The sequence below is a fragment of the Acetivibrio sp. MSJd-27 genome (assembly GCF_018918095.1).
Classification (GTDB): Bacteria; Bacillota; Clostridia; order UMGS1840; family HGM11507; genus HGM11507.
The window spans coordinates 79071-100005 of record NZ_JAHLPV010000007.1; the positions used below are offsets into that span (position 1 = coordinate 79071).

General features: G+C 52.1%; 15 protein-coding genes. 7 read left to right on the forward strand and 8 right to left on the reverse strand.

Annotated features, from left to right (window positions below; translation table 11 throughout):
- Positions 1 to 41 precede the first annotated feature (41 nt).
- Both KQI32_RS04310 and KQI32_RS04315 read left to right on the forward strand, forming a co-directional pair.
- Positions 42 to 539 carry a transposase gene (locus KQI32_RS04310; RefSeq protein WP_216424109.1) on the forward strand — a complete coding sequence of 166 codons (498 nt, stop codon included), beginning with the start codon at positions 42 to 44 and terminating at the stop codon, positions 537 to 539.
- A gap of 40 nt (positions 540 to 579) precedes the next feature.
- Positions 580 to 1809, forward strand: coding sequence for a competence/damage-inducible protein A (locus KQI32_RS04315; protein WP_216424110.1), 1230 nt, complete (start codon positions 580 to 582; stop codon positions 1807 to 1809).
- Between the two features lie 257 nt (positions 1810 to 2066).
- Here the strand turns inward: KQI32_RS04315 and KQI32_RS04320 are convergent, their stop codons facing one another.
- Together KQI32_RS04320 and KQI32_RS04325 are read right to left on the reverse strand one after the other, a co-directional pair.
- Positions 2067 to 3443, reverse strand: a complete 1377-nt coding sequence (locus tag KQI32_RS04320) for a GH1 family beta-glucosidase (RefSeq protein WP_216424111.1) — start codon at positions 3441 to 3443, stop codon at positions 2067 to 2069.
- 92 nt (positions 3444 to 3535) lie between these two features.
- Positions 3536 to 5266 carry a hypothetical protein gene (locus KQI32_RS04325; RefSeq protein ID WP_216424112.1) on the reverse strand — a complete coding sequence of 577 codons (1731 nt, stop codon included), beginning with the start codon at positions 5264 to 5266 and terminating at the stop codon, positions 3536 to 3538.
- Positions 5267 to 5387: 121 nt separating this feature from the next.
- On the opposite strand from KQI32_RS04325, the gene KQI32_RS04330 reads away from it, so the two are divergent.
- Positions 5388 to 5675: a hypothetical protein gene (locus KQI32_RS04330; RefSeq protein ID WP_216424113.1), complete on the forward strand. Its 288-nt coding sequence runs from the start codon at positions 5388 to 5390 to the stop codon at positions 5673 to 5675.
- On the opposite strand, the gene KQI32_RS04335 is transcribed toward KQI32_RS04330, so the two are convergent.
- Genes KQI32_RS04335 through KQI32_RS04355 form a run of 5 tightly spaced genes read right to left on the reverse strand, consistent with a single transcriptional unit; the run spans position 5656 to position 16413 of the window.
- Positions 5656 to 7311, reverse strand: coding sequence for a hypothetical protein (locus KQI32_RS04335; RefSeq protein WP_216424114.1), 1656 nt, complete (start codon positions 7309 to 7311; stop codon positions 5656 to 5658). The genes KQI32_RS04330 and KQI32_RS04335 overlap by 20 nt on opposite strands.
- 19 nt (positions 7312 to 7330) lie before the next feature.
- Complete coding sequence (locus tag KQI32_RS04340; protein ID WP_216424115.1) at positions 7331 to 10723, reverse strand: DUF4962 domain-containing protein; 3393 nt, start codon at positions 10721 to 10723, stop codon at positions 7331 to 7333.
- Complete coding sequence (locus tag KQI32_RS04345; RefSeq protein ID WP_216424116.1) at positions 10720 to 11943, reverse strand: copper amine oxidase N-terminal domain-containing protein; 1224 nt, start codon at positions 11941 to 11943, stop codon at positions 10720 to 10722. The genes KQI32_RS04340 and KQI32_RS04345 overlap by 4 nt, the downstream gene beginning before the upstream one ends.
- Positions 11944 to 11953: 10 nt before the next feature.
- Entirely contained in the window at positions 11954 to 14692 is a 2739-nt protein-coding gene (locus KQI32_RS04350; RefSeq protein ID WP_216424117.1) for an S-layer homology domain-containing protein, read from the reverse strand.
- The gene (locus KQI32_RS04355) at positions 14689 to 16413 is read right to left on the reverse strand and encodes an S-layer homology domain-containing protein (RefSeq protein ID WP_216424118.1); all 1725 of its coding nucleotides are present in this window, start codon (positions 16411 to 16413) and stop codon (positions 14689 to 14691) included. Before KQI32_RS04355 ends, KQI32_RS04350 begins: the two co-directional genes overlap by 4 nt.
- Before the next feature lie 370 nt (positions 16414 to 16783).
- Here KQI32_RS04355 and KQI32_RS04360 point away from each other — a divergent pair, with 370 nt between their 5' ends.
- Positions 16784 to 17587: an AraC family transcriptional regulator gene (locus KQI32_RS04360; RefSeq protein ID WP_216424119.1), complete on the forward strand. Its 804-nt coding sequence runs from the start codon at positions 16784 to 16786 to the stop codon at positions 17585 to 17587.
- Between the two features lie 188 nt (positions 17588 to 17775).
- On the opposite strand, the gene KQI32_RS04365 is transcribed toward KQI32_RS04360, so the two are convergent.
- A complete protein-coding gene (locus KQI32_RS04365) occupies positions 17776 to 18120 on the reverse strand; it encodes a hypothetical protein (protein WP_216424120.1) in 345 nt (114 codons plus the stop codon).
- A gap of 143 nt (positions 18121 to 18263) precedes the next feature.
- Here KQI32_RS04365 and KQI32_RS04370 point away from each other — a divergent pair, with 143 nt between their 5' ends.
- The 3 genes from KQI32_RS04370 to KQI32_RS04380 all read left to right on the forward strand — a co-directional run bounded on the left by KQI32_RS04370 (position 18264) and on the right by KQI32_RS04380 (position 20808).
- Entirely contained in the window at positions 18264 to 18479 is a 216-nt protein-coding gene (locus KQI32_RS04370) for a transcriptional regulator (RefSeq protein WP_216424121.1), read from the forward strand.
- Positions 18480 to 18675: 196 nt separating this feature from the next.
- The gene (locus KQI32_RS04375) at positions 18676 to 18888 is read left to right on the forward strand and encodes a helix-turn-helix transcriptional regulator (protein WP_216424122.1); all 213 of its coding nucleotides are present in this window, start codon (positions 18676 to 18678) and stop codon (positions 18886 to 18888) included.
- A 648-nt stretch (positions 18889 to 19536) separates the two neighbouring features.
- A complete protein-coding gene (locus KQI32_RS04380; RefSeq protein WP_177691637.1) occupies positions 19537 to 20808 on the forward strand; it encodes a Gfo/Idh/MocA family protein in 1272 nt (423 codons plus the stop codon).
- The last annotated feature ends 127 nt before the right edge of the window (positions 20809 to 20935 follow it).

The following is a 20935-nucleotide window of genomic DNA, read 5'->3' on the forward strand; positions in this document are numbered from 1 at the left end:
AGATTGTTGAAAGAATTGGCAAACCAATTTAGGTGGAGCGTATGGAGTTTCCGAAACGAAAGCCGAATCGGCTGAAAGCGTATGATTATTCCTCCGTTGGAGCATATTTCATTACAATATGTACAAAAAATCATATCACATTGTTGTGGGAGCATACAGTAGGGGCGAACTGTGTTCGTCCGAGCGAGAAAATGCATTTGTCTTCTGTTGGTATGATAATAGAAAGCGAAATACAGAAAATAAATGGTGTTTATCCAAATGTTTTGGTTGACAAATATGTTATTATGCCGAATCATATTCATTTTCTTATCTTTATATTGCCGGATAAAGACGGGCGAACGCAGTTCGCCCCTACGATTTCCAGAGTTATGAAGCAGTTTAAAGGTTCGGTAACTAAGAAAATCGGGCTGCCAATCTGGCAAAAATCATTCCACGATCACATCATACGCAACGAGAAAGAATATCAAAAAATTTGGGAATACATTGAAACAAATCCGTTAAAATGGGAAGAGGATTGCTTTTACCGGCAGGAATCCTGAAAGAAAAACAAAGAGCAGAGCGCAGAAAGAAGGAATCATTATGAGATGCGAAATTGTATCGGTGGGAACCGAGGTTGTCACGGGGGATATTGTCAACACCAATGCCCCTTATATTGCAAAGGAACTGAATAATCTGGGGATTCAGACCGCCTTTCACACCGCTGTGCGGGACGAGATGGACGAGATGGTTGGAATTTTGGATATTGCGCGGAAACGAGCGGATTTAATCGTCACCATCGGCGGCTTGGGGCCTACCTATGACGACATTACAAAGGAGGCAGTCTCCAAGGTTTCCGGACATCCGCTGATCCCCTCCAAGGAGGTGGAGAACGGCATCCGGGATTATTTTCTGAAGCTCAACCGCACCATGACGGACAATAATCTGCGCCAGGCGATGGTGTTCAAGGACGGAACCATTTTCCGCAATGACTACGGTACGGCGCCTGGGCTGGCGTTGAAGGACGGGGAAACCGTTTTTGTACTTCTGCCCGGCCCTCCGCGGGAGCTGAAGCCTATGTTTCACAATTTTGTCATTCCCTATCTGACAGAAGACAGCCATACCTTCATCAAGGAGAAGACCATCAAGGTGTTCGGCATGGGGGAATCTGGGATTGAGGCACTGCTCTATGATATCATGACAGGGACGAAAAATCCGGTTCTTGCCCCCTATGCCAAGATCGGGGAAGTGTTTTTAAAGCTGACCGCCCGGGGCAATACGCCGGAGGATGCCGAAAAGATTCTGAAGCCGGTTTATGACAAGGTTTATGCAAGACTGGAAAAGCATATCTACGGCGAGGATGGGGACACCCTGGCAAGCAAAGCCATGGAGCTTTTGCGGAAGAAGGGAAAGAAGGTGGCCTTCTGCGAGTCCTGTACAGGGGGATATGTGGCAAAGACGCTGACCGATCTGCCCGGTTCCTCCGAAGTGTTTGACTGCGGTGTGGTGACCTATTCCAACGCGATAAAGTCTAAGATTGTCGGGGTCAGTCCGGTGGTGCTGAAAAACCAGGGGGCGGTCTGTGAGGAGACGGCCATCCAGATGGCAAAGGGCATCAAACAGCTCTCCGGTGCGGATATCGGCGTCAGTGTGACGGGGATTGCGGGCCCCGGGGGCGGAACCGAGGAGAAACCGGTGGGGCTGGTCTATATTGGGTTCCATACCAGCGGCGCGTCGGTTACACGGAAGCTCAACTTGAACGGGGATCGGGAAAAAATCCGTATTCTTACCGTGAAAAATGTGTTTTCGATGATTATTGATTATTTGAAATAGCGATGGGCAGGGGAGAATAAAGAGAAACGGGCCGATGTGGGCATCGGCCCCTACAAAGGACAGAGAACAATTCACATAAAGCAAAACGGGAGGAGCAAGCCCCTCCCCTACGAAGGGCAATATGCTGTGCTTTGAACGGCGGGAAAGAGTAAAATGAGCTGTATACAAGAAGAACTCCCCGGCAAAAAGGAATTTTTCCTTTTTGCCGGGGAGTTTTTTCTTTCAATCGTTCTTGGGATGACAGAAAGCCAAGATTTTTATCCCAAACATGCGCCGTTGGTTTCAATCACTTTACGATACCAGTAACCGGAATCCTTAACAGTGCGCTTTTGGGTTTCATAGTCCACATAGGTCAGGCCAAACCGCTGGCTGTAACCAAATGCCCACTCGAAATTATCCATGAGCGACCAGGTGAAATAGCCGGCCGCTTCCACGCCGTCCTGAATGGCGCGCTCATACTCCTTCAAGTATTTGGTGAGGAAATCGATCCGCTGGGGATCGTGCACCTTTCCGTCGGCCATAACCCAGTCCTGATTGGCCAGCCCGTTTTCGGTGATGATGATCGGTTTATGATACCGCTCGTAGAAGAAGCGTGGCGCCCAGTACAGGCATTTTGGCTCCACATCCCAGCCAATATAGGTCTGAGGCCTTCCGGTCTTCTTGGGGGAATATACGGCCTTTCCGTCCTGGTGATAGATCTCCGCGCCCGAATAGATGTTCAGGCCGAAGAAATCCACCGGCTGAGCGATGAGCTTCAGATCCTCCGGCTTGACAAAGTCAAGGTATTCCTGGAAATAGGTGAAGGCATCCTCCGGATATCTGCCCAGATAAACCGGATCCATCCACCAGCTGTTCAAGTCAAACAAGCGGGAGAAGCTTGCCTCGATTTTTTCCCGGTTGAGGCAGAACATTTCCCGCCTTGCCACTTCGATCTCCTCTGGCGTTTCGGTGCGGGGATAGACCGCGGACAGGCAGGGGGCGTAGCCGGCCTTGACCGGCTGCTTCGCGTTGGCGCGGATGGCTTTCATGCCCTCGCCGTGCGCCATCAGGCTGTGGTGGATGGCGCGGAAAATATCCCGCTTGGAGAGTTTGACGCCCGGGGCGTTGACTCCGTCATAATGCCCCAGCATGATAAAGCACTGGGGTTCATTGAGGGTGAAATAGTTTTTCACCCGGTCGGAGAAATGCTCCGTCAGAAACGCCGCATACTCCCCGAACCATTTGGGGCTGTCCGGATTCAGCCAGCCGCCCTTTAAGTACAGCTCATAGGGATAATCCCAGTGGAACATGGTCATGTAGGGCTCGATGCCCTTTGTAAGAAGGCTGTCCACCAGGCGGTCGTAGAAATCTACCCCCTTTTGATTCGGCTTGCCGGCACCCTCCGGAAAAATGCTGGGCCAGGACACGGAAAAGCGGTAGGCCTGCAGCCCCAGCTGTTCCATGATACCAGTGTCCTCCTCCATGCGGTGGTAGTGGTCGCAGGCGGTTTCGCCGGTGTCGCCGTTTAACACGGCGCCCTCCTTCTCGCAGAATACATCCCAGACGGAAAGCCCTTTTCCGTCCTCCTGCTTTGCGCCCTCAATCTGGAAGGCGGCGGTGGAAGCGCCCCAGATAAACTCTTTGGGAAATGCCATAAACGAATCTTCTCCTTTCTGTGTTTCCGTCAAAAAGCAGCTCCCATGCCGGTTCTTAGGAATTGTCGGCATGGGAGTGTTCTTTTGCATGATTAATCAAACTGAACCGTCACCAGATGACCCCATTTCGCGGTTCCAAACCAGGGGGCATTGGGAATGCTGACGGTGACCGTCTCTCCTTCCGGCACGTCAAAGTGCTTGACGTATCTTGTGGTCATATCTTTGTAATCGCTGTTGTTCTTTTTCTGGAAATAAGGCGTGGAGGAGGTCTCCTTGGTATAGCCGTCATTTCCGTAATCCAGCGCCGCACCGTCGGTGTAGATGCATACGGTTGCGCTCTTGTTGATGTCAAAGGTGTACCAGGAAATCAGTTTATTGCCCCAGGCGTCCTTGATGGTCTGGGGGGCGCTTCCGGCAATGGGATTTGCCGTGTAAAGGTATGGCAGTCCTGTCAGTTCGCCGGCAATGTTTTCGGCGGATACCGTGGTATAGTTGGTGTACATGGGAACACCGTTTTCCAGCGTGCCGGAAACAATTGATGTGTCAAAGCTGCTGTCCGTGGGTCCTTTGTAGGTGATGTTTGTGATTTCCGGCTGTATGACGGGGATAACCGATTCATCAAAATCGATCATGACCACATAGCCCCATTTGTTGCTGTTCATATTCTGGGCGTTGGGGAGCTGAACGGTTTGAGGCTCACCCGGCGTCACCTCGAAATGTTTGGTATACATATGGGTCATTTTGGACTGTTCCGCATCGGGCCAATCGCTGTTCAGGCGTGAGAAGTAAAAGCCGCCGTTTTCGGTTGTGGTCTCCTCGGTGTAGCCGTAGCCATAGCCAGCATTTTGAAGCGGGGTGATGCCTCCCTCGGAAAATACTCGGATGGTCGCGCTCTTGTGAATGGAAAAGGTCAGCCATTTGTATCCCGTCGTGCCGTACCATGCGCTTTTGAGATCGGACGGCGTTGTTCCGGCAATGGGGTTGAACAGAGAAATGACAGGCTTTCCGCTGTACTGAGGCATCAGGTTGTCGCATTTGAGCACCGCGGTGTTAACGTAGAGCTGTTCGCCGTCCTTGAAACTTTTGATGAGCACCGGCGCTGTGTCAAAGCTTGGATTGACGGTGGATTCCGGCCCGGTGTAACGGATATCAGTGACAGGATAGAAGGATGTCTCGTCCACCTGCGCGCTGAGAGAACCGTAAACCGGCTCGGAGGGGATACCGCCTTGGCCATAGATGGCATAGGCGCGGGTATAGTAGCTGGAGGGAAGCGTCTGAAGCAGGTTTTTCAGTTCAATCCCGTATTGTCCCTTGGCGTTGAAGGGGGTTTTTGCCGCGCATTTGATCACGTCCGGTGTGTCCAAAGTCGGATTTGTATCGGAAGCGGAGCACAGAATGCCGTATTCCAGAACGTCATAGCCCTTTGCCTGGGCCACGGTTCCGAAGGTGATGCTCTGTGCCAGACCGGAATAGAATACGCTGGAGAAGGTGGAAACCGACCGCTCGGCGGATTTTTCCGAGAAAGTCACCGAGAGGGTGCCGTCCGCGGTCACCGGCTCGGTGGTGTACTGGCCGCTTTGGTTGACAATCACGCTGTTTCCGTTGAAGGAGATCGCCGACACGTAATAGTCCTCCGCGGGTGTGCAGGTGAAGGTGGCGGTTTCACCGTCGTTTACCAGCGCCGAGCCGCCTTCATTTGGAGTGACGGTTCCGTTTCCGGTGATCTGGATGGTGATGGTGTGGGGGCCTTCCGCAAAGGAGGGCGCCGCTGTAATGCCAAACAGGAAAGTCAAAGCAAGGAAGAATGACAGACATTTTTTCATTTTTTTGACCTCTTTTCTTTTATTATCTTTGTTTTTCAGACGGTTTTGCCGCGGCGGAACTGGAACGAGGAGAAAGAGAACCATCCGCGGTTCTGCTGTCCGAAAAAGAGATTGCATGGGGATGTTTTTATTATTCTTTTTTTATAGGCGGGCGAACGCAGTTCGCCCCTACGATGCGGGAGGGGATGGAACCCCTCCCCTACAATGGCGAAGCCGAAAATTGCTGTCCTCCTGTCATTCCGAAGGACGGGGAATCTCACATGACGAACCCCTTGGCGAGAAGGCAAGGCGAATCTTCGCTTTGCTTAGAATGACGGGCGAGCGGAACATTCGGGTGGATATGGAATCCGCCCCTACGGGTATACCGCAGACAGCAACGGCGGAACCAATTATTCGTCGAAATCAATGACCACCACATAGCCCCATTTGTTTGCGTTGGTATAGGGGGCGTTAGGCAGTTTTACCGTGGCGGGGGAGTCCTCCGAGGCCTCCACATATTTGGTATACATCCGGTCCATCTTGGAGCGGTCCGCGTTGGGCCAGTCGGTATTCAGCCGGTCAAAGTAAAGTCCGTTTGGCGCGGTGTTGGCGGTGAAGCCCCACGCCGGCCAGGTGAGCGCGTCGATGGCGCCCTGGGTGAAAACCCGGATGGTGGCATTTTGGCGGATGTCGAAGCTCAGCCAGTCGATACCTTTCCCGCCGAACCAGGTGCTTTTCACAAAGGCGGGTATCGTACCCGCAACCGGATTGAAGGTGATAATATAATCCTTCCCCTCCAGAGAGGGATCCAGGCTGTTGCAGACGATATTGTTATAGTTAGTGTAAAGCTGTTTGCCGTTGCCGAAGTTGGTTCCGTACACCGGCTGTCCGTCAAATACCGTGCCGTCCTGATTGGTTGGCCCGAGATATTTTAAGTTGGTTACCCGGGGTTTTTCCGGTTCCAGCAGGCTTCCGCAGATTTCATCGTAGGTGAAACGGACAGCGGTCAGACAGGAGGCGCCGGTTTCCGGAAGGGTGACGGTTACGGGAGAATCGGTGACGGAATATTCCTTGGAATAGCCGTAGGAAAGCTCCTCATAGGCTCCGTAGCCCGGGGTGGAGGGATCCACCTTCTGATACCGCTGGGCGGTCAGGGAGGCATCCTCTGTCCAGCCCTCCGGCAGGGAGAGTGGCTGAGGACTTAGCAGCATGACGGTGGCGGAGCGGTTCAGGGTAAAGGAATCCGCCGAGCCGCTTCCAGCGCTTTCCGCCTGGATGTAAGCAGCGTTCTTCAGCTGTTCGGACAGGTTGACATAGGAAACATTGGAATCGGAGCGGTAAGCTCTGCTGCCGTTTTTCAGTTCGAATTGCAGGGTGTTTCCGCTGGGGGACTGGAAACCGGTGATATAGTCCTCCGGGGTTCCGGTGCACTTGAAGTGCAAGGTGTAAACCGCTTCGGTTCCGTCGGGTGCCGTGACGGTGATCACGCTCTTGCCCGGAAAGGTTTTGGTGGTCTGGATGCGGATGTCCGCACTGCCGTCCATCCGGTCCGGCAGAATGGACGGGGAGACGGAGGCATTATCCGCCACGGTGTATTCATATCGGTCGGTTTCCGGCGCAAAGCCGGGCAGGAAAACGCCGTCCAGCCGCAGGGTTTTTAACTGGGTATCGCCGCTTGGAAACAAGCCGGCGGTGCAGAGAGGTTTCATTTCGTCCAATCCGTTCCAAAGGACTGCTTTCACCGAGCATCCGGTGATGTCCCCGGGCATGGTCAGCTGGGCGGAAAACTGGGCGGAGCCAGAGGATGCAAAGGTTTTTGAGTCGGCGGCCAGATCGATCATTCGGTTCTCCCGGTATAGAGCCAGGAGGAAAACTGCCTGTTCTCCTTCCGGAACGTTTTCCGCCGTGACCTGTGCGATGACGGTTCCGCCGGGCGTCAGAAAGGAGATGGGACCGGAGCCGTCGCTGTATGTGATTGCGGATACCGTGGGTTCCGCCGCAGCCGCCGGAAAGAGCGTGCCTGAAAGCAGGCACAGGGTTAAGAGAAATGCGATTTGTTTTTTCATGGTTTTCTGCTCCTTTCCTTTATTTTTTCACAAAGCCGATCCAGTCTACATTCCAGTTATAATTCAGACCGCGCAGAGTCAATTTGTGCTTACCGGCTTCCAGATAAAAATCGTTTTTTACCTCCATCCCTTTCCACTGTTCCGGCACGGAGCCCCAGCCGTCTGTCAGGGGGCAGGTAAACATGCCGGTGTAAGTGCCCAGGATGAACTGACGCTGAGTTCCCTCGTTCCACGCCACATGCTTCAAGACCATGCGGTAGGTTCCGGATTCCGGAATTTCAAATTCATAGGCGGCGGAATCGTTGGTGGAATCCAGCTGGGTCAGGCCTGCGCCGCCTGACAGGAAGGCGCGGGTATCGTATTTCGCGGAAGCGCCCTCCTTGGAGGCAAAATCCTCCGCCTCCAGAAAGACGGTGCAGGATTTTTTCAGCGCTTCGTGGTCGTCTATCTTTTCCGCTTCATAGAGCGGGAAATCCACTGTTTTGAGCACGATATTGGGATTATCGTCATTGTAGGCGGCAAACCGCGCGTTTGCGGGGAGATATTTGATCTCATTTTTTTCGGCGTTTGCAAGATTCATGCCGGGGGAGAGATCCACAATCTGGTACATTCCCGCCGGGTTGCCTGCTCTGCCGTGAAGGACGGTGTTTCCCGCCGGATCGGCAGAACCCTTGCAGGATACCGAAGCGGTGCTTTCGTTTATGGTGACCGAAATTTCTTTGGAGAGAAGCTCCGGTTCCGCCTTGGTGCCGTTCACGCAAAGGTTGTAATCCCCTTTGTCCAGCGAGAGGGAAACGGTGCTTTCGGCTATCTCCAGAGAGCGCACGCCTGTTTTTTCGTTCAGTGTTCTTCCTTTGCTGTCCAGAAGGCTGTCACAGCCGGCATAGCCCAGAGTGACCGTGGTGTCGTCCGGAGCGGACAGGTTGACAAGCCCACGCCCCATTGCCGCGGAGAGGTTTTTGTCCGCGTCCACCAGAACGGTTTCTCCCGCTTTCAGATAAGTGCCGGAAACCAGCATCACCGAAGCGTCATTGACCAGAACAGCGGCTCCCCGGAATTGAATGCTTCCGGTATCCACCGTTTCCGCGTCGGTGGTTTTCACATAGGCCTTGGTTCCGTTCTCGAAGGACAGCTCGATGTAATCGCCGTGGGAAACCGAGGCGATGTACTGCGGATTCTCGGAGGAGCGGTGCACATCCAGGGTTGTCACCATCTTGGTTTTGGGAAGCTTCTCCGTCTCAAACCAGATTCTTTGATGGGTGTCCGAGTTTTGGTAGGCGGCCGGTCTTGCGACCTCCGCCAGATCCGCGCCGGAAAAGATATTGCTGTACTGATAGTTGACTTTTTCCGGGTACTGGATCTGCGCGTCCAGCGCGGCGGCGCCTTTTGTGAGCCTTGCGCCCGTGCCGTTTTCGTACACGCTGATGGTTCCGGACATGCCGTTGAGCCACCACTCGTAATTGGCGCCCTTTTCATTGGCCGACTCCAGATCGTCGATGACAATGAAGGTGTCGGGACGGACATAGAGGATATAGCGGTCGGCTTTTTTCAGCAGGTTCTCGTAAGCCTGGCTGGCATCCCCCTTCACCATATCGAAATCCGGATGGGTGACAAACTCATCCAGGCTTCCCTTTGCCAGGAAGGAGTTGATGGTCTGTCCCTTCCCGCCGTTTAAGGTGATTCCGTTATGAGCGAAGGTCTGGCGCACATATTTGTTCTCCCAGTCGGTCCCGTAAGCGTAGTAGCCGCTGTCGATAGCGAGCCGCTCGCCGAAGGCCTGAATCACGAAGGTGTTCTGATCCGCGTGGGAATGGTTAAAGGAGCCGAAGGGACTGGATTTAAAAAACAGGGAAATCCGGTTCTGATCCGTCAAATCCGAGTGCATGGCCGCCCAGCCGATGTCCTTGAACCGTTTGGCGGAGGGCAGGGTAAGAGGCATTTCGGCTTCTATGTTCTGATAGCCGTCCAAAATGTTTAGATATTGCAGGACGGGCAGGTTGCCGTCGTTGAAGGTTTCCACCATGGAGATGTCTCCGATCTCCTCCAGCGCCCATTTCGGGAGGCCGGATTGGTACCGTCCGGCCATACGGCTGTATGCATAGATAAGCGCTTTTCCCTGGGCGGAATAGCTGGAATCCCCGAAGGTGCCCACCGAACCCGCCGGATAGGTGTACAGGGGGAACCAGAGTTCGTTGCGCATCCACGCTTTCTGTCCGATGTCAATGATGCCGGCGTTTTTCAGAATGTCATACAGCAGTTGATTCTGACTGGTGCTGGCGGTATAGTAGTAGGTTCCCTGGGACCAGCCGCCGTCCTCATTGCTCCAGGGCGGCAGCACGTTCAGAAAGGTGGGGAGCACAAACTCCATCCACTGTTCTGCCTCCGGCAGATCATGATAGGTTGCAAGGGAGATGATCAGAATATAGCCGAAGGCCGTCCAGCCGTGGGATTCGTAGGGGCGCTCCTTGATGGAAACCTCTGCGTCAATCAGATGATCCGCCATGGTTTTGGTGCGGGTTTTGATCATGGAGAGCACCGTGTCCTTTTCCTCCTGCGTCATCAGATCGCAGAGCCAGTCATAGGCGACGGCTCCCATATAGGCGATCTCGCGGTGCACCTGATCCTGACTGGTGTAGGAGGTGGGACCGTTGGGATCCCATTTGGACATGGCCGTCAGCAAATCCACTCCGAAGCGTCCGATCTCCTTGTCGCCGGTCAGCAGGTAAATCAGTCCGCTTTTCAGCATGGGATGGGTGGTTTTGGTCAGATGATCCAGCCGCAGTTTGTAGAACAGGTCGTCGCTGTTGGCGTAATCCTCCGCCTTGGGTTCGGAGGGAAGGGGGAGTGCCATGGCCTCCCGCACTTCCTGCGTGATTTTGGCGAGATAGGAGCTGCCCTCAGCTTGGGCAAGAGGGGCGCGGAAATCCGAAAGCCCTTCCTTGGTGGTGAAGATGCGCGGATGGCTTTCCGGAATCTTTTCCAGCAGCTTAGCAAGGGGCGGAACCGGGAATTCCGATGCGTCCGGGTCGATGCGGAAGCGGCGGGCGGGCGTCCAGACCGAGTTGCCGGACGCGGAGCGGAACCGCACGCTCCAGTAGTAGGTTCCGATTGCAAAGGGCTGGTCGAAGTTATAGAAATTGTCGGTGATTCCGCTCTTTTCATAGGCGGTATCCGTGAGATCCTTATCCCGGCAGACTTTCAGGTCGTAGCTGTCGGCATAGCTGACAGAGGGCCAGGAAAAATCCGGCGGGTTCTGCTCGGTCACATATTTGTCCTCCGGACGGAAGGGCATTTCTTTTCCCTGGAGATTGTATTCGGTCGGCCAGGGCTGTTCCGCGGCCAGGACCGGGGCAGCCGTGCAGAGGGTTTGCAGAAGGATGACGGCCGCAAGCAGGATAGAACATTTTTTCATGGCTGCTGCACCTCCTCGATGGTTATGGTTTGGGTTTCCTCCCGCCAGCCGACGGCATAGCCCAGATTTTCCGCAACGAAACGGAGCGGAACATAGAGCACGCCGCTCTTTTGAAAAGCCGCAGCGTCCATGGCGGCGGGACTGCCGTTTACGGAGGCTTCGGTTTTGCCGACGGTCATGACAAGCATCTTTTCCCCCTTGGCAATGCGGATGCTTCCGTCCTCCAGGGTGTACTCAAAGTTCAGCAGCTCTGCGAACGGCGCAAGGGAGATGAGAGTTCGGCTTTCCATGCTGAGCAGACGATCGTTCCAGAAGTAGTATTGTCCGTCATAGTACAGGTTCCGGTATCTGCCGGACGGGATTGCCGCCGGATTTTCCACCACGGGCGGCTTCATTGCCGGTCCGGAGGCATTGGATTTCAGACGGGGCGCATCCTTTTCCACCTTGATGTAGTCGAAATAGTTTTTTCCCTCCCAGCGGCTCATGGAGACTGCGATATTGTTGACCGCTGTCCCCGAAAAGGTTTCCCGCGGCGTTTGGTTGGTCAGGATGATTCTTCCCAGTTTTTTGTCAAAATCGATATTTGAGGGGAGGGTGCCCTCGTAATTTTTTAGGTAGTCCGACTGGATCAGCAGATCCACCTTCTGCGCTTCCATGTCAAAGACGGTGCGCACGGTGAACCAGGTGTCGAATGGCAGCTTCTGATTGCCCGCGATGGGCTTCGGGGAACCGTTGTTGAAGCTTAATATTCCGGTGTCCGATGGAGTCGTGATGGAATAGGCGGTGTCGTTGTCCATCTTGATTTCAATATTGATCGGAGCGATATCCGTTTTGGTCTTCACGGTTTTAAAACGAAATTCCACGGCGAAGGCGGAGCTCTGTTTCTCGAAATAGCGGACGGCCTTGGGACCTGCAAAATCTGTGGAACCCTCGTTCCGGGTGTCATACAGAAGCATGCAGTTTTTCTTCTGCCCGTTTCCCACATCCGTCTCTTCCACCGTGATCTGGCAGTCGTTCAGGGAAAGCTGGTATCCCTGCGGAACGCCGCCCTCCTTGTCGGCTGAGAAATCGTCGTAAAACAGGTCGCTGCCAGACTGGGCTCCGCTTTGTCCGCTTCCGCCGATCACATCTTCATTTTTGGTAGCCCATGCCATCCCGCTTACCGGAACGGCGAGACAGAGACAGAGACTCAGGGCGATCGGACGTAATATTTTTTTCATATGCATCCTCCTATCTGACAATATAAAGACTGATGGGTTCGCAGTAGCGCTGCTGGATTACAATCCGGGAGCAGGCGCTTCCGGCGCGGTCAAAGCCGATCAGGTCATCCAGAGAGCCCTGTTTGAGCCGTTTTGCCTCGCCAGCGGCGGAGCTGTCGTAAATCATGACGGGGAAGCTGCCGGATCGGACGACCTCCATCCCGTCCATCTGGGCCAGATCGGCGGGGTTGTCGGTGACCTTGAATTTAAAGCCGTCCGCATAGGCGCCGTAGACATACCCTTTTACCAGGCGCTGCGCATCGTAGACGTCGGTGCCGAAGGTGGAGTAGAAGGTATCGTCCTCCGGCCGGTAGATCAGGTTGAAGGCGGTGAGATAACCGGACATTCCCTCCATATAGCGGAACATGTCGCCGCACCGCATATCCTCCGGCTTGAATACCTGCGCGTTGGACGCGGTGAAGGTGATGTCCTCCTTGCAGAAGAGGGTGCGCTCCTTGCCGTACTGGCTGAAATAGACTTTGGTGAGGGCGTCGCCCTCGCTGTCGATGGCTTTCACCGACTTTATAAAGAAGGAGAAGGGGGTCTCGGTGGAGCCCCAGCTGCCTTTTCCGTCGTTTTTGATGGTGATGAGCTCCGCGCCGGCGATGTCGTCCCTGGAATAGTAGGCGACGCCGGTGTAATTATTGTTATCCCCGAAATAGGAGCCGTTGGCGATCTCGTAGAGCTCCTCGTCCATGCAATCCACCGTGAGATCATTGGGAAGAGGAAGCCGGAACACCGTTGCCGTTTTGGGGATCAGGATTTTTCCGCCCAGGGAGCGGGCGTTGATTTTAAAATTCAGGTTTTCATAGGGAACCATAAACAGCTTGTTTTTTCCCGAGAGATTGGCGGGGGTGCCAAGGATGCCGTCCGGCGTGTTGAAAACGGTGTCGATATAGTCGATGGCACCGTTGGCGTCCAGGGTATAGCGCACAGCCTGTGCAACGCAGCCGGCGGGTATATCCCCCGAGATGGCTTTGGCAGAGCGGTTGAGTACGGTTTTGATGCTGTCCGGATAGTTTTTATAAGCCACGTCATCGATTTTCAGCCGGTCGGAAAGATCATACACGCCGAAATTTCCCCGGGCGTCCATCAGTTTAACCCGGATTCCCTCGTCCAACCCCTCTTCCTGCTGCAGCGCCATCAGATATCCGAACTGTTCCCGGTCGGAGGGAGCCGGTTTCACATAGGCGCCTTGTCCGTCCTTATCCAGACCGATTTCCACCGCCGTTCCGAGCTGAAGCTCTTTGCGCGCAAGGCGGAGGCACAGGGGGGTAAGCGCAATCTCTTTGCCGTCCACGTTCACGAAACAGGCATTGGTGTCCTCGGTGATGGTCTGCAGAACACCGGTGACCTTCTGATTGGACAGATAGGCTTTTATCAGAGTCTGGGGCGCGTCCGGAAGAGATGCGGAGACCGAGAGAACCGCCATATCGCCGATTTTGCCGAAGGAGGTTTCCTCCCCCTTTTCATCATAGAGCAGCACATAGGGCTCATCCGCTTTTGTATCCAGTGTGAGCTGCTTGCTGCTGTCGTAGTAGTCATAGATTTTCCAGGCGGAGCTGTCCTTCTTTCCGACGACATAGTTTTCATAGACGTCGATAAAGACGATATCCGCAGTGTTGTCGCCGTTGTTGTCCAGCAGTTTCAGAGTTCCGGTTTTATCCTGTAAAAGTTCCGTGTTGAAAGCGGCGGTGGTGGCGGTGCCGTTGTAGAGGATTGCGGCAAAGCTTTCATAGCGGCAGGAGACGGTTTTGCCCCTTTCGTCTTCCGCCTTCACCGTTCCGTTTTCAATGGAGGTGACGTCCTCCGCTTTTAAGATGGTTTCCTGATTTTTGTTTGCTTTTTTGGAGAGGTACACAAGCTGTTTGCTTCCGCCGTCCTCCGTTTCTTTATAGTAAGCGTCTACAAAGTAGCCCAGATTGTCATAAACCGGGAGATCCCCGGCGGAGATCAGAACACCCGCGACGGAAATCCGGCGGGGAGGCGTGGTGTTGTCCCCGCGCAGATTGGTGATATCCACACCGTCGACAACTCCCTGCACCGTGTGAATCCGGAAATTCTGCGTCAGCAGGGTGACTCCTTTTTTGACCTCCATGCCGATGCCGTCCCCCTGCACGGAGGTCTGCACCGTCAGATCGATATGAAGCGCGTTGAAAAACAGGATTGCCGCCTCCGCGCGGAGAAGGGGTTCCCGGTAGCTTCCCCTGTAATTGCGCAGCAGGCGGAGGTCGGAAGCAGCGGCATAATAGCCGGCGGGATAGCCGCCCAGCGCTTCCGCCCGGTATCCGTATCCCAAAAGACGGATGAGCACCGTCATCGCCTCCGCGGCGGTAATGCTTTCCTCCGGACGGAAGGTTCCGTCGGAGAAACCGGAGATTAGATTCATGCTCTTTGCCGTGTAAACCGGAATGGCGCAGGAGGCCTCCGGCGGCACGTCGGAAAAGCAGGGCTGCCCGCTCCAGACACCCTCCGGCTCTGGAAAGCCGTTCATCCGGTAGACGGCGGTGATAAATTCTGCCCGGCTGATTGGCTTTGCTCCGTCGCTTATGGAGAAGTCAATCAAATCAAGGGCGTTTAAAAACGAGATGGCTTCCTCGGCCTCCGGCTGAACCGGATTTTCTGGGAATTCCTCCTCCGCGGAGAATGCGGGCAGGGTGAGAACCCCAAACAGGACGAGAAGAACCGCGGTCAGTTTTTTTAACATCATTGCCCACCTCCCTGTGTGATCAGTCCATACAGTATTTTTGCGGCCTGCGCCCGGGTGCAGGGCTGTTTGGGAGCAAAGCTTCCATCCTCCATACCGCTGACGATGCCGGCGTTTTTCATCGCATAGACCGCCTCTTTGGCGAAGCCGGCGATTTCATTGTCATCCGAAAACAGCTCCTCTGCCTTGTCCGGCAGGGAGATGCCTTTGTAGTTTGCCGTCCGGTAGGCGAGGGTCATCATCTCTTCCCGGGTTAGCCTTTCCCCCGCACCCAGCCGCTCGTCCGGGTAGCCCTGAATCAGTCCGGCCTTCTGTGCTGCCGCCGCGTAAGGGGAAAACCAGCTGCCGGCAGGCACGTCGGTAAAGCTGGAGGGCGCGTCCGCGGTCTCAATGCCGAAGGCGGAAACCAGCATTTTCACAAATTCCTCCCGCAGAATTTCCCGTTCCGGCTCAAAGGTTTTCGGTCCGGTACCGGAGAGAACTCCTTTTTCCGCCAGCGCTTCAATGCTCTCCTTCGCCCACGGGACGGACGCAAGATCGTCAAACAGGGGGGCGGAGGGCTGTGCGGTTGGCTGAGGGGAGAAGGTGTCAGACGGGATGGGGGGCAGAGTCTGCCCGCCGGAGGACACAATGCCGCCACCACCACCACCTCCGCCGGACGGACGGGGCGTCGGTGTCGGAACAGGCTTGGAAGCCAGCTTGGAAAGAGCCTCCCCAAAGTCGCTTACCGAGGAGAAAGGACTCTTTTTCGCCAGTTCCACCGCGAGGGTATCCTTTTTGGAATACCGCTGATAGGCTGCCATGTCCAGCGCCATATCCTCGCCGTGGTGTTCGATGGCATAAAGGATATCCGACCAGTTCTGAATGCGATTTACCAGGCTCAGAAAAACGGTTTCCTGGAAGACCTGCTGAAGGTCCTTCGCGCTTTGCAGGTCTTTGCCCTGAAACAGGGCGGTAAAGGAACTGCGGGTTTGCACTGTGAGCTTGGTTTTATATGTAGTGACAAAGGATTCCTTTGGTTCAAACAGTGCCTGATACTGCATCAAATCAAATACGGTGCCTTGATTCAGGTTTTGCAGCACAGAGCACAGAAGAAGACGTTCGGTAAATTCCGCAGGATCCTCCGTGTGGATGGGATTCTTTTGATTCAGCTGAAAAAAGAGTTCCGCTGTCTTGACCGGATCCGCTGAAAAATAGAGGGGATCCGTCAGCTGAAACAGCTTGGCGACGGTGCAGTTCTCATCCGTCAAAGAGAGAAGCTGCTGCACTTCACCGGCAGTCTGGGCTTCTGCAATATTCTTGAGAAATTCCGTTTTGTGCTCCAAAGTGGCATAAAAAACAGTGGTTTCATAGGGAGCCGCCGCTCCGTCGGCGGAAATCCGCACCGGATACTCCCCGACAGCGGAATCCGTCATATCCAGCGTGAAGCAGAAATTTCCTTCCCGGTCGGCGTTTTTCTGCTCCAGATAAAAAAGAGCTTCTTTCATCTGCTGCACGAAATCCGGACTGGACGGATCGATGCTGCCCGGCGAGAAGTCCGGCCGGTACACTTCCAGTGTGACATTCGCATAAGGTTTTGCCTCTGTGAGCTTTCCGGAAATCACAATGTTTCGGGTAGTTACCTCAAAAACAGGCTTTTCTACCTCTGCTGCCATTCCCTGCAGGCAGAACATGGTGAAAATCAACAGAAAACACAGGATTCTTTTTCCAGTGTTTTTTTTCATATTGACTCCCCTTTCTTTTCAATGAAAAAACAGTAAGATTTGCGGATATAGGTTGAAAAAATCCAAACAGCTTCCTGCTCTTCGGCCTTTTCGACGGTATGCCCGCACAGTGTCCAATCCATTCCGCAAAAAAACGCCCGTTTTCCGGCGGAACAGCAGGGAAAACCCGCCGCCCGAAAGACGGGGGCTCCCTTTCTTTTCCTTTACAGTTTCATTATAATATTCCCCCGATCGGTTGTAAATGGTGTATGTTTCATATTTTATGTATATTTCCGACATTTTCAGATTTTTTTCTTTTGCGCGGAGATTTGACAATTTCAATATATTTTGCTATCATGAAAACGAAAAATTGTACAAGGAGCACAAAGAGATGAGTAAGGTCAATTTAACGGAATATGCGGAATCCGACATTACCATCCGGGATATCAACTGTATCTATATCCAGCGGATGACTTGCGCATGGAAGCACACCTCCACCTTCGAGTCCTACCACCGGCTTGTCTTTATCGGGGAGGGGGATTTCACCGCCTCCATCGACGGCCAGACCATGCACGTCAAAAAGCATGATCTTCTGTATATTCCCAAAAACGCGAGGTATCAGTCCTCCAGCCTTTCCGTCCCCTTCTGCCACACCACCATCCTCTTTGACTTTGCACAAAGCGATCGGAACAGTTATCCCTTTAGCTATCTCTATACCCTTAAATCACCCGAAAAATTTATGCAGATGTTTGACGACATCTTAAACGTATGGTTATACCGCAGTTTTGGATATAAGCTCAAAACGAAGATGCTGCTTTATGATATTTTGAGAAACATGCTTATGGAGCAGATGATACAGGGAAATATGCTGCATTCTTACAACACCATTCAGGCGGCTATGCAGTTTATTGACCGGAATTATGACAAGGAGTATATCAATGTGGAGGAGCTGGCCAAAATGTGCGGAATCACCCCCACCCATTTCACGAGAGTGTTCAAGGGAATCTATATGACAACCCCTGTGAAATACATCAACAAGCTGCGCATTGACCGGGCCATAGAGCTTTTGGAGCACACCACCCTGACGGTCAATGAGATTGCCGAGCAGACCGGTTTTTCCGACACCTCCTACTTCAGCAAAATGTTTAAAAAGCTGCTGGGGAAGAGTCCTCTTCATTACAGGCAGGAGATGTGAGAAGAAAAAGGGATAGAAATGCACTGCGTGTGATGAGGGTGCGGGCGGAGCAAGCCCCTCCCCTACATCGGATGGCGGTGGTTGGAAATAATGGAAAAGACGTCATTCCGAGGCACTTGGAATCTCTGACGGAGAACAAAGGACAGGGCAGAAAAATATACAGTCCGCTTTTTGTGCGGAATTTTTCATTATGCGAACAGATTGGTCAGGTTCCGTATCCATTGCTCTTTTTGGAAGGCTTCCCCTTTCCAGCCAGCCAATATCAATTCAAGAAGCATGGTCTTGAATACGCTGTCCATAAAGCCGGCATTTCGGTGTACCGTCAGCAAAACAAAAATCATTTCATAAAAGCCTTCTTTCGAGAGACGTTCCATAAGTGATTTCATCATCCCAATGTCCATGTGTTCGTCGCCGGGGGTGCAAATTAAGTACCACCAGCCGGGATACCGGCGGATCCATTCCAAAAAACGGATGGTTTGCTTATTTCTTTTCGTCAGTGATTCGGAACTCTCCGGATCAAAATTTTTGTTCATAGAAAAAACCTCTTTTCTAAATTTATTATTTTATATTTGAAATTAATTTATTTATATAATAAACTTATTCGTTTGTTTTTGAATTTTGGATTTGATTTTCTAAATGATATAGTTTACAATAATACAAAAGGAGTCTGATGATTATGGGAATGGCAATCAAAGTAAAGATGTTACTTGCTGCAAAAGAAATGACAATTGCAGATTTGGCAGGAAAAATGGAACCGGAAACAACAGCACAAAATATTGGTGCAAAGCTGAAACGGGATAATTTAACAGAAAAGGATTTACAGGGCATTGCAAAGGCATGCGATGTAACTTTTGAAGGGAATTTTATTTTTGAAGATGGCAGAAAAATATAAGGCTCGTTGTTCATAAAAAGTTTACCTCCTTATAATATACGTTAATAATAGAAATAAATTCGTTTATTAACGTATATTATAAGGCTATTAACGTAAAATGTCAATACAAAAATCCGCTTTGTCGGAAAGAATGTTCGTTTATTATTTGACTATCTTCGGAAAAAGTCGTATAATTACAAAAAAAGGAGGGGATTACTTGTCTGCGGCAAAAAAAATAAAAATACTTTTGATTGAACGGGAAATGACTCTTACCGATTTGTCGAAAAAATTGAATAAGAGCCTGTCAACAATGAGTGATAAAATGAAACGGGATAACTTTTCAGAGAAAGATTTGAAGAAAATAGCGGAAGTCTTAAATTATGATTATGATGTCATCTTTACCGACAGGGAAACGGGAAAACAAGTATAGATTCCAGCAAAGTGAAAACGTGGTAATTTAGCACAAAATGTTATTTTTGAAGATGGCAGAAAAATATAAGGATCGTTGTCTTTAAAAAAAGCGGTGTTCATCGATTGATGAACACCGCTTTTTTGCGGAGGTCGACGTCGGGAAATTGCCATCCACCTGTCATTCCGAGGAATCGAGGAAACTCCCAGCGTAAAACCTTGGCAAGCCGGCTTTGGGATTCTTCCCTTCGTTCAGAATGACAAATAGAGAAGAAACTCTGAATGACGGGCGGATATGGAATCCGCCCCTACGGTAGACGGTATACTGGGCGGGTCGATGTGGGCATCGACCCCTACGCAGGGCAGAGGACGATTGGAAACAGCGGAGAAATGCCATCCTGCGGTCATGCACTTTTTGAAAAACAAAAAAATGAACAAAAAATGCTCAATTCTGAACAAAAATCTATTAATGGTTTATGGGAAAGCGTGCTATACTGAAATTGAAAATAGAACAAAATCTGTTTTTTTAGCCCTTGATTTTAAGCTGAAATTGGTGTTTTAGAAAAATCAGGGGCATGACATGAAAAAATAACCAAAAAGAGGAATTTAGCAATTTTTGTTCTCTTATTGAGCAAAATTCGCTCTTCAAAGACAAGGAGAAAGAAGCAAAATGACAAAAACAGTATCATTGATTGGGGCCGGCTCCAGAGGGCGGTATACTTATTCGCCCTATGCCAAGCAGCATCCCGATGAGATGAAAATCACAGCGGTGGCGGAGCTTCGGCCGGACGTGCTTGCGGATTACGGCGAGGAATACGGCATTCCGGAGGAGCGGCGTTTTCCCAGTGCGGAGGAATTTTTCCGGCAGGATAAAATGTCGGACTTTGCCTTTATCTGTACCCAGGACGGGCAGCATAAGAAGCATGCGATTATGGCACTGGAAAAGGGGTATGACCTTCTGCTGGAAAAGCCGATGGCAATCAGCCTGGAGGATTGCCGCGCAATCACCGAAAAAGCGAACCAGACGGGCCGCGCGGTGGTGGTCTGCCACGTTCTGCGCTACACCCCCTTCTACGCGAAAATCAAGGAGGTTCTGGAAAGCGGCAGAATCGGCAGCGTGGTGGATCTGCACCAGTGCGAAAACGTGGGCTACTGGCATTACGCCCACAGCTACATAAGAGGAAACTGGAGAAAGGAGAGCGAAAGCTCGCCGATGATTCTGGCGAAATGCTGCCATGACCTGGATATTCTTTACTGGCTGGCGGGAAAGAAGTGCCGGGCGGTTTCCTCCTTTGGCTCTCTGAAATACTTCAACGAAAAAAGCGCGCCTGAGGGTGCCGGGAAACGATGCCTGGACGGCAGCTGCAGAATCAAAGGGGAATGCCCGTTCGACGCGGAGAAAATCTATATCGGCTCCCCGGTCACCGGCGTGCGGGTCAATCAATCCTGGCCGGTCAACGTGCTCTCCCTGGATCTGACCGAGGATGGAATCCGCAGGGCGCTGGAAGAGGGACCGTACGGAAGATGCGTTTTTGCCTGTGACAACGATGTGGTGGATCATCAGATTGTCAATATGGATTTTGAGGACGGCGTGACGGCCTCCCTGACCATGTGCGGTTTTACCAGCCAGGTAAACCGGGAAATCAAAGTGATGTGCACCGGCGGGGAGCTGACCGCAGATATGGTCAGCGGAAAAATCCATGTGACTCCCTTCGGGAAGGAGACGGAAACCATTGTGATAAACGATGAGTATGACGCATTGAACGGTCACGGAGGCGGCGACCACATGCTGGTGGAGGAAATGATGCATACCGATATGGATAAGCTTTCCTCCATGTCCACCAACATCAACGATTCCCTGCACAGTCATCTGATGGCTTTTGCCGCTGAGATGTCCCGGAAGCAGGGCGGAAAGCCGGTTTCGATTTCCTCTCTGTATTAGGCATAATTTGCCATCCTTCTGAGGTGGGTAAAATTAGATTAATCTATTGAGATTTCTGAAAATTTATATATAATTGAAGTATAATAAAATGTGAAGAAAAGGACAAAAAATGCTCAATTTTTGGAAG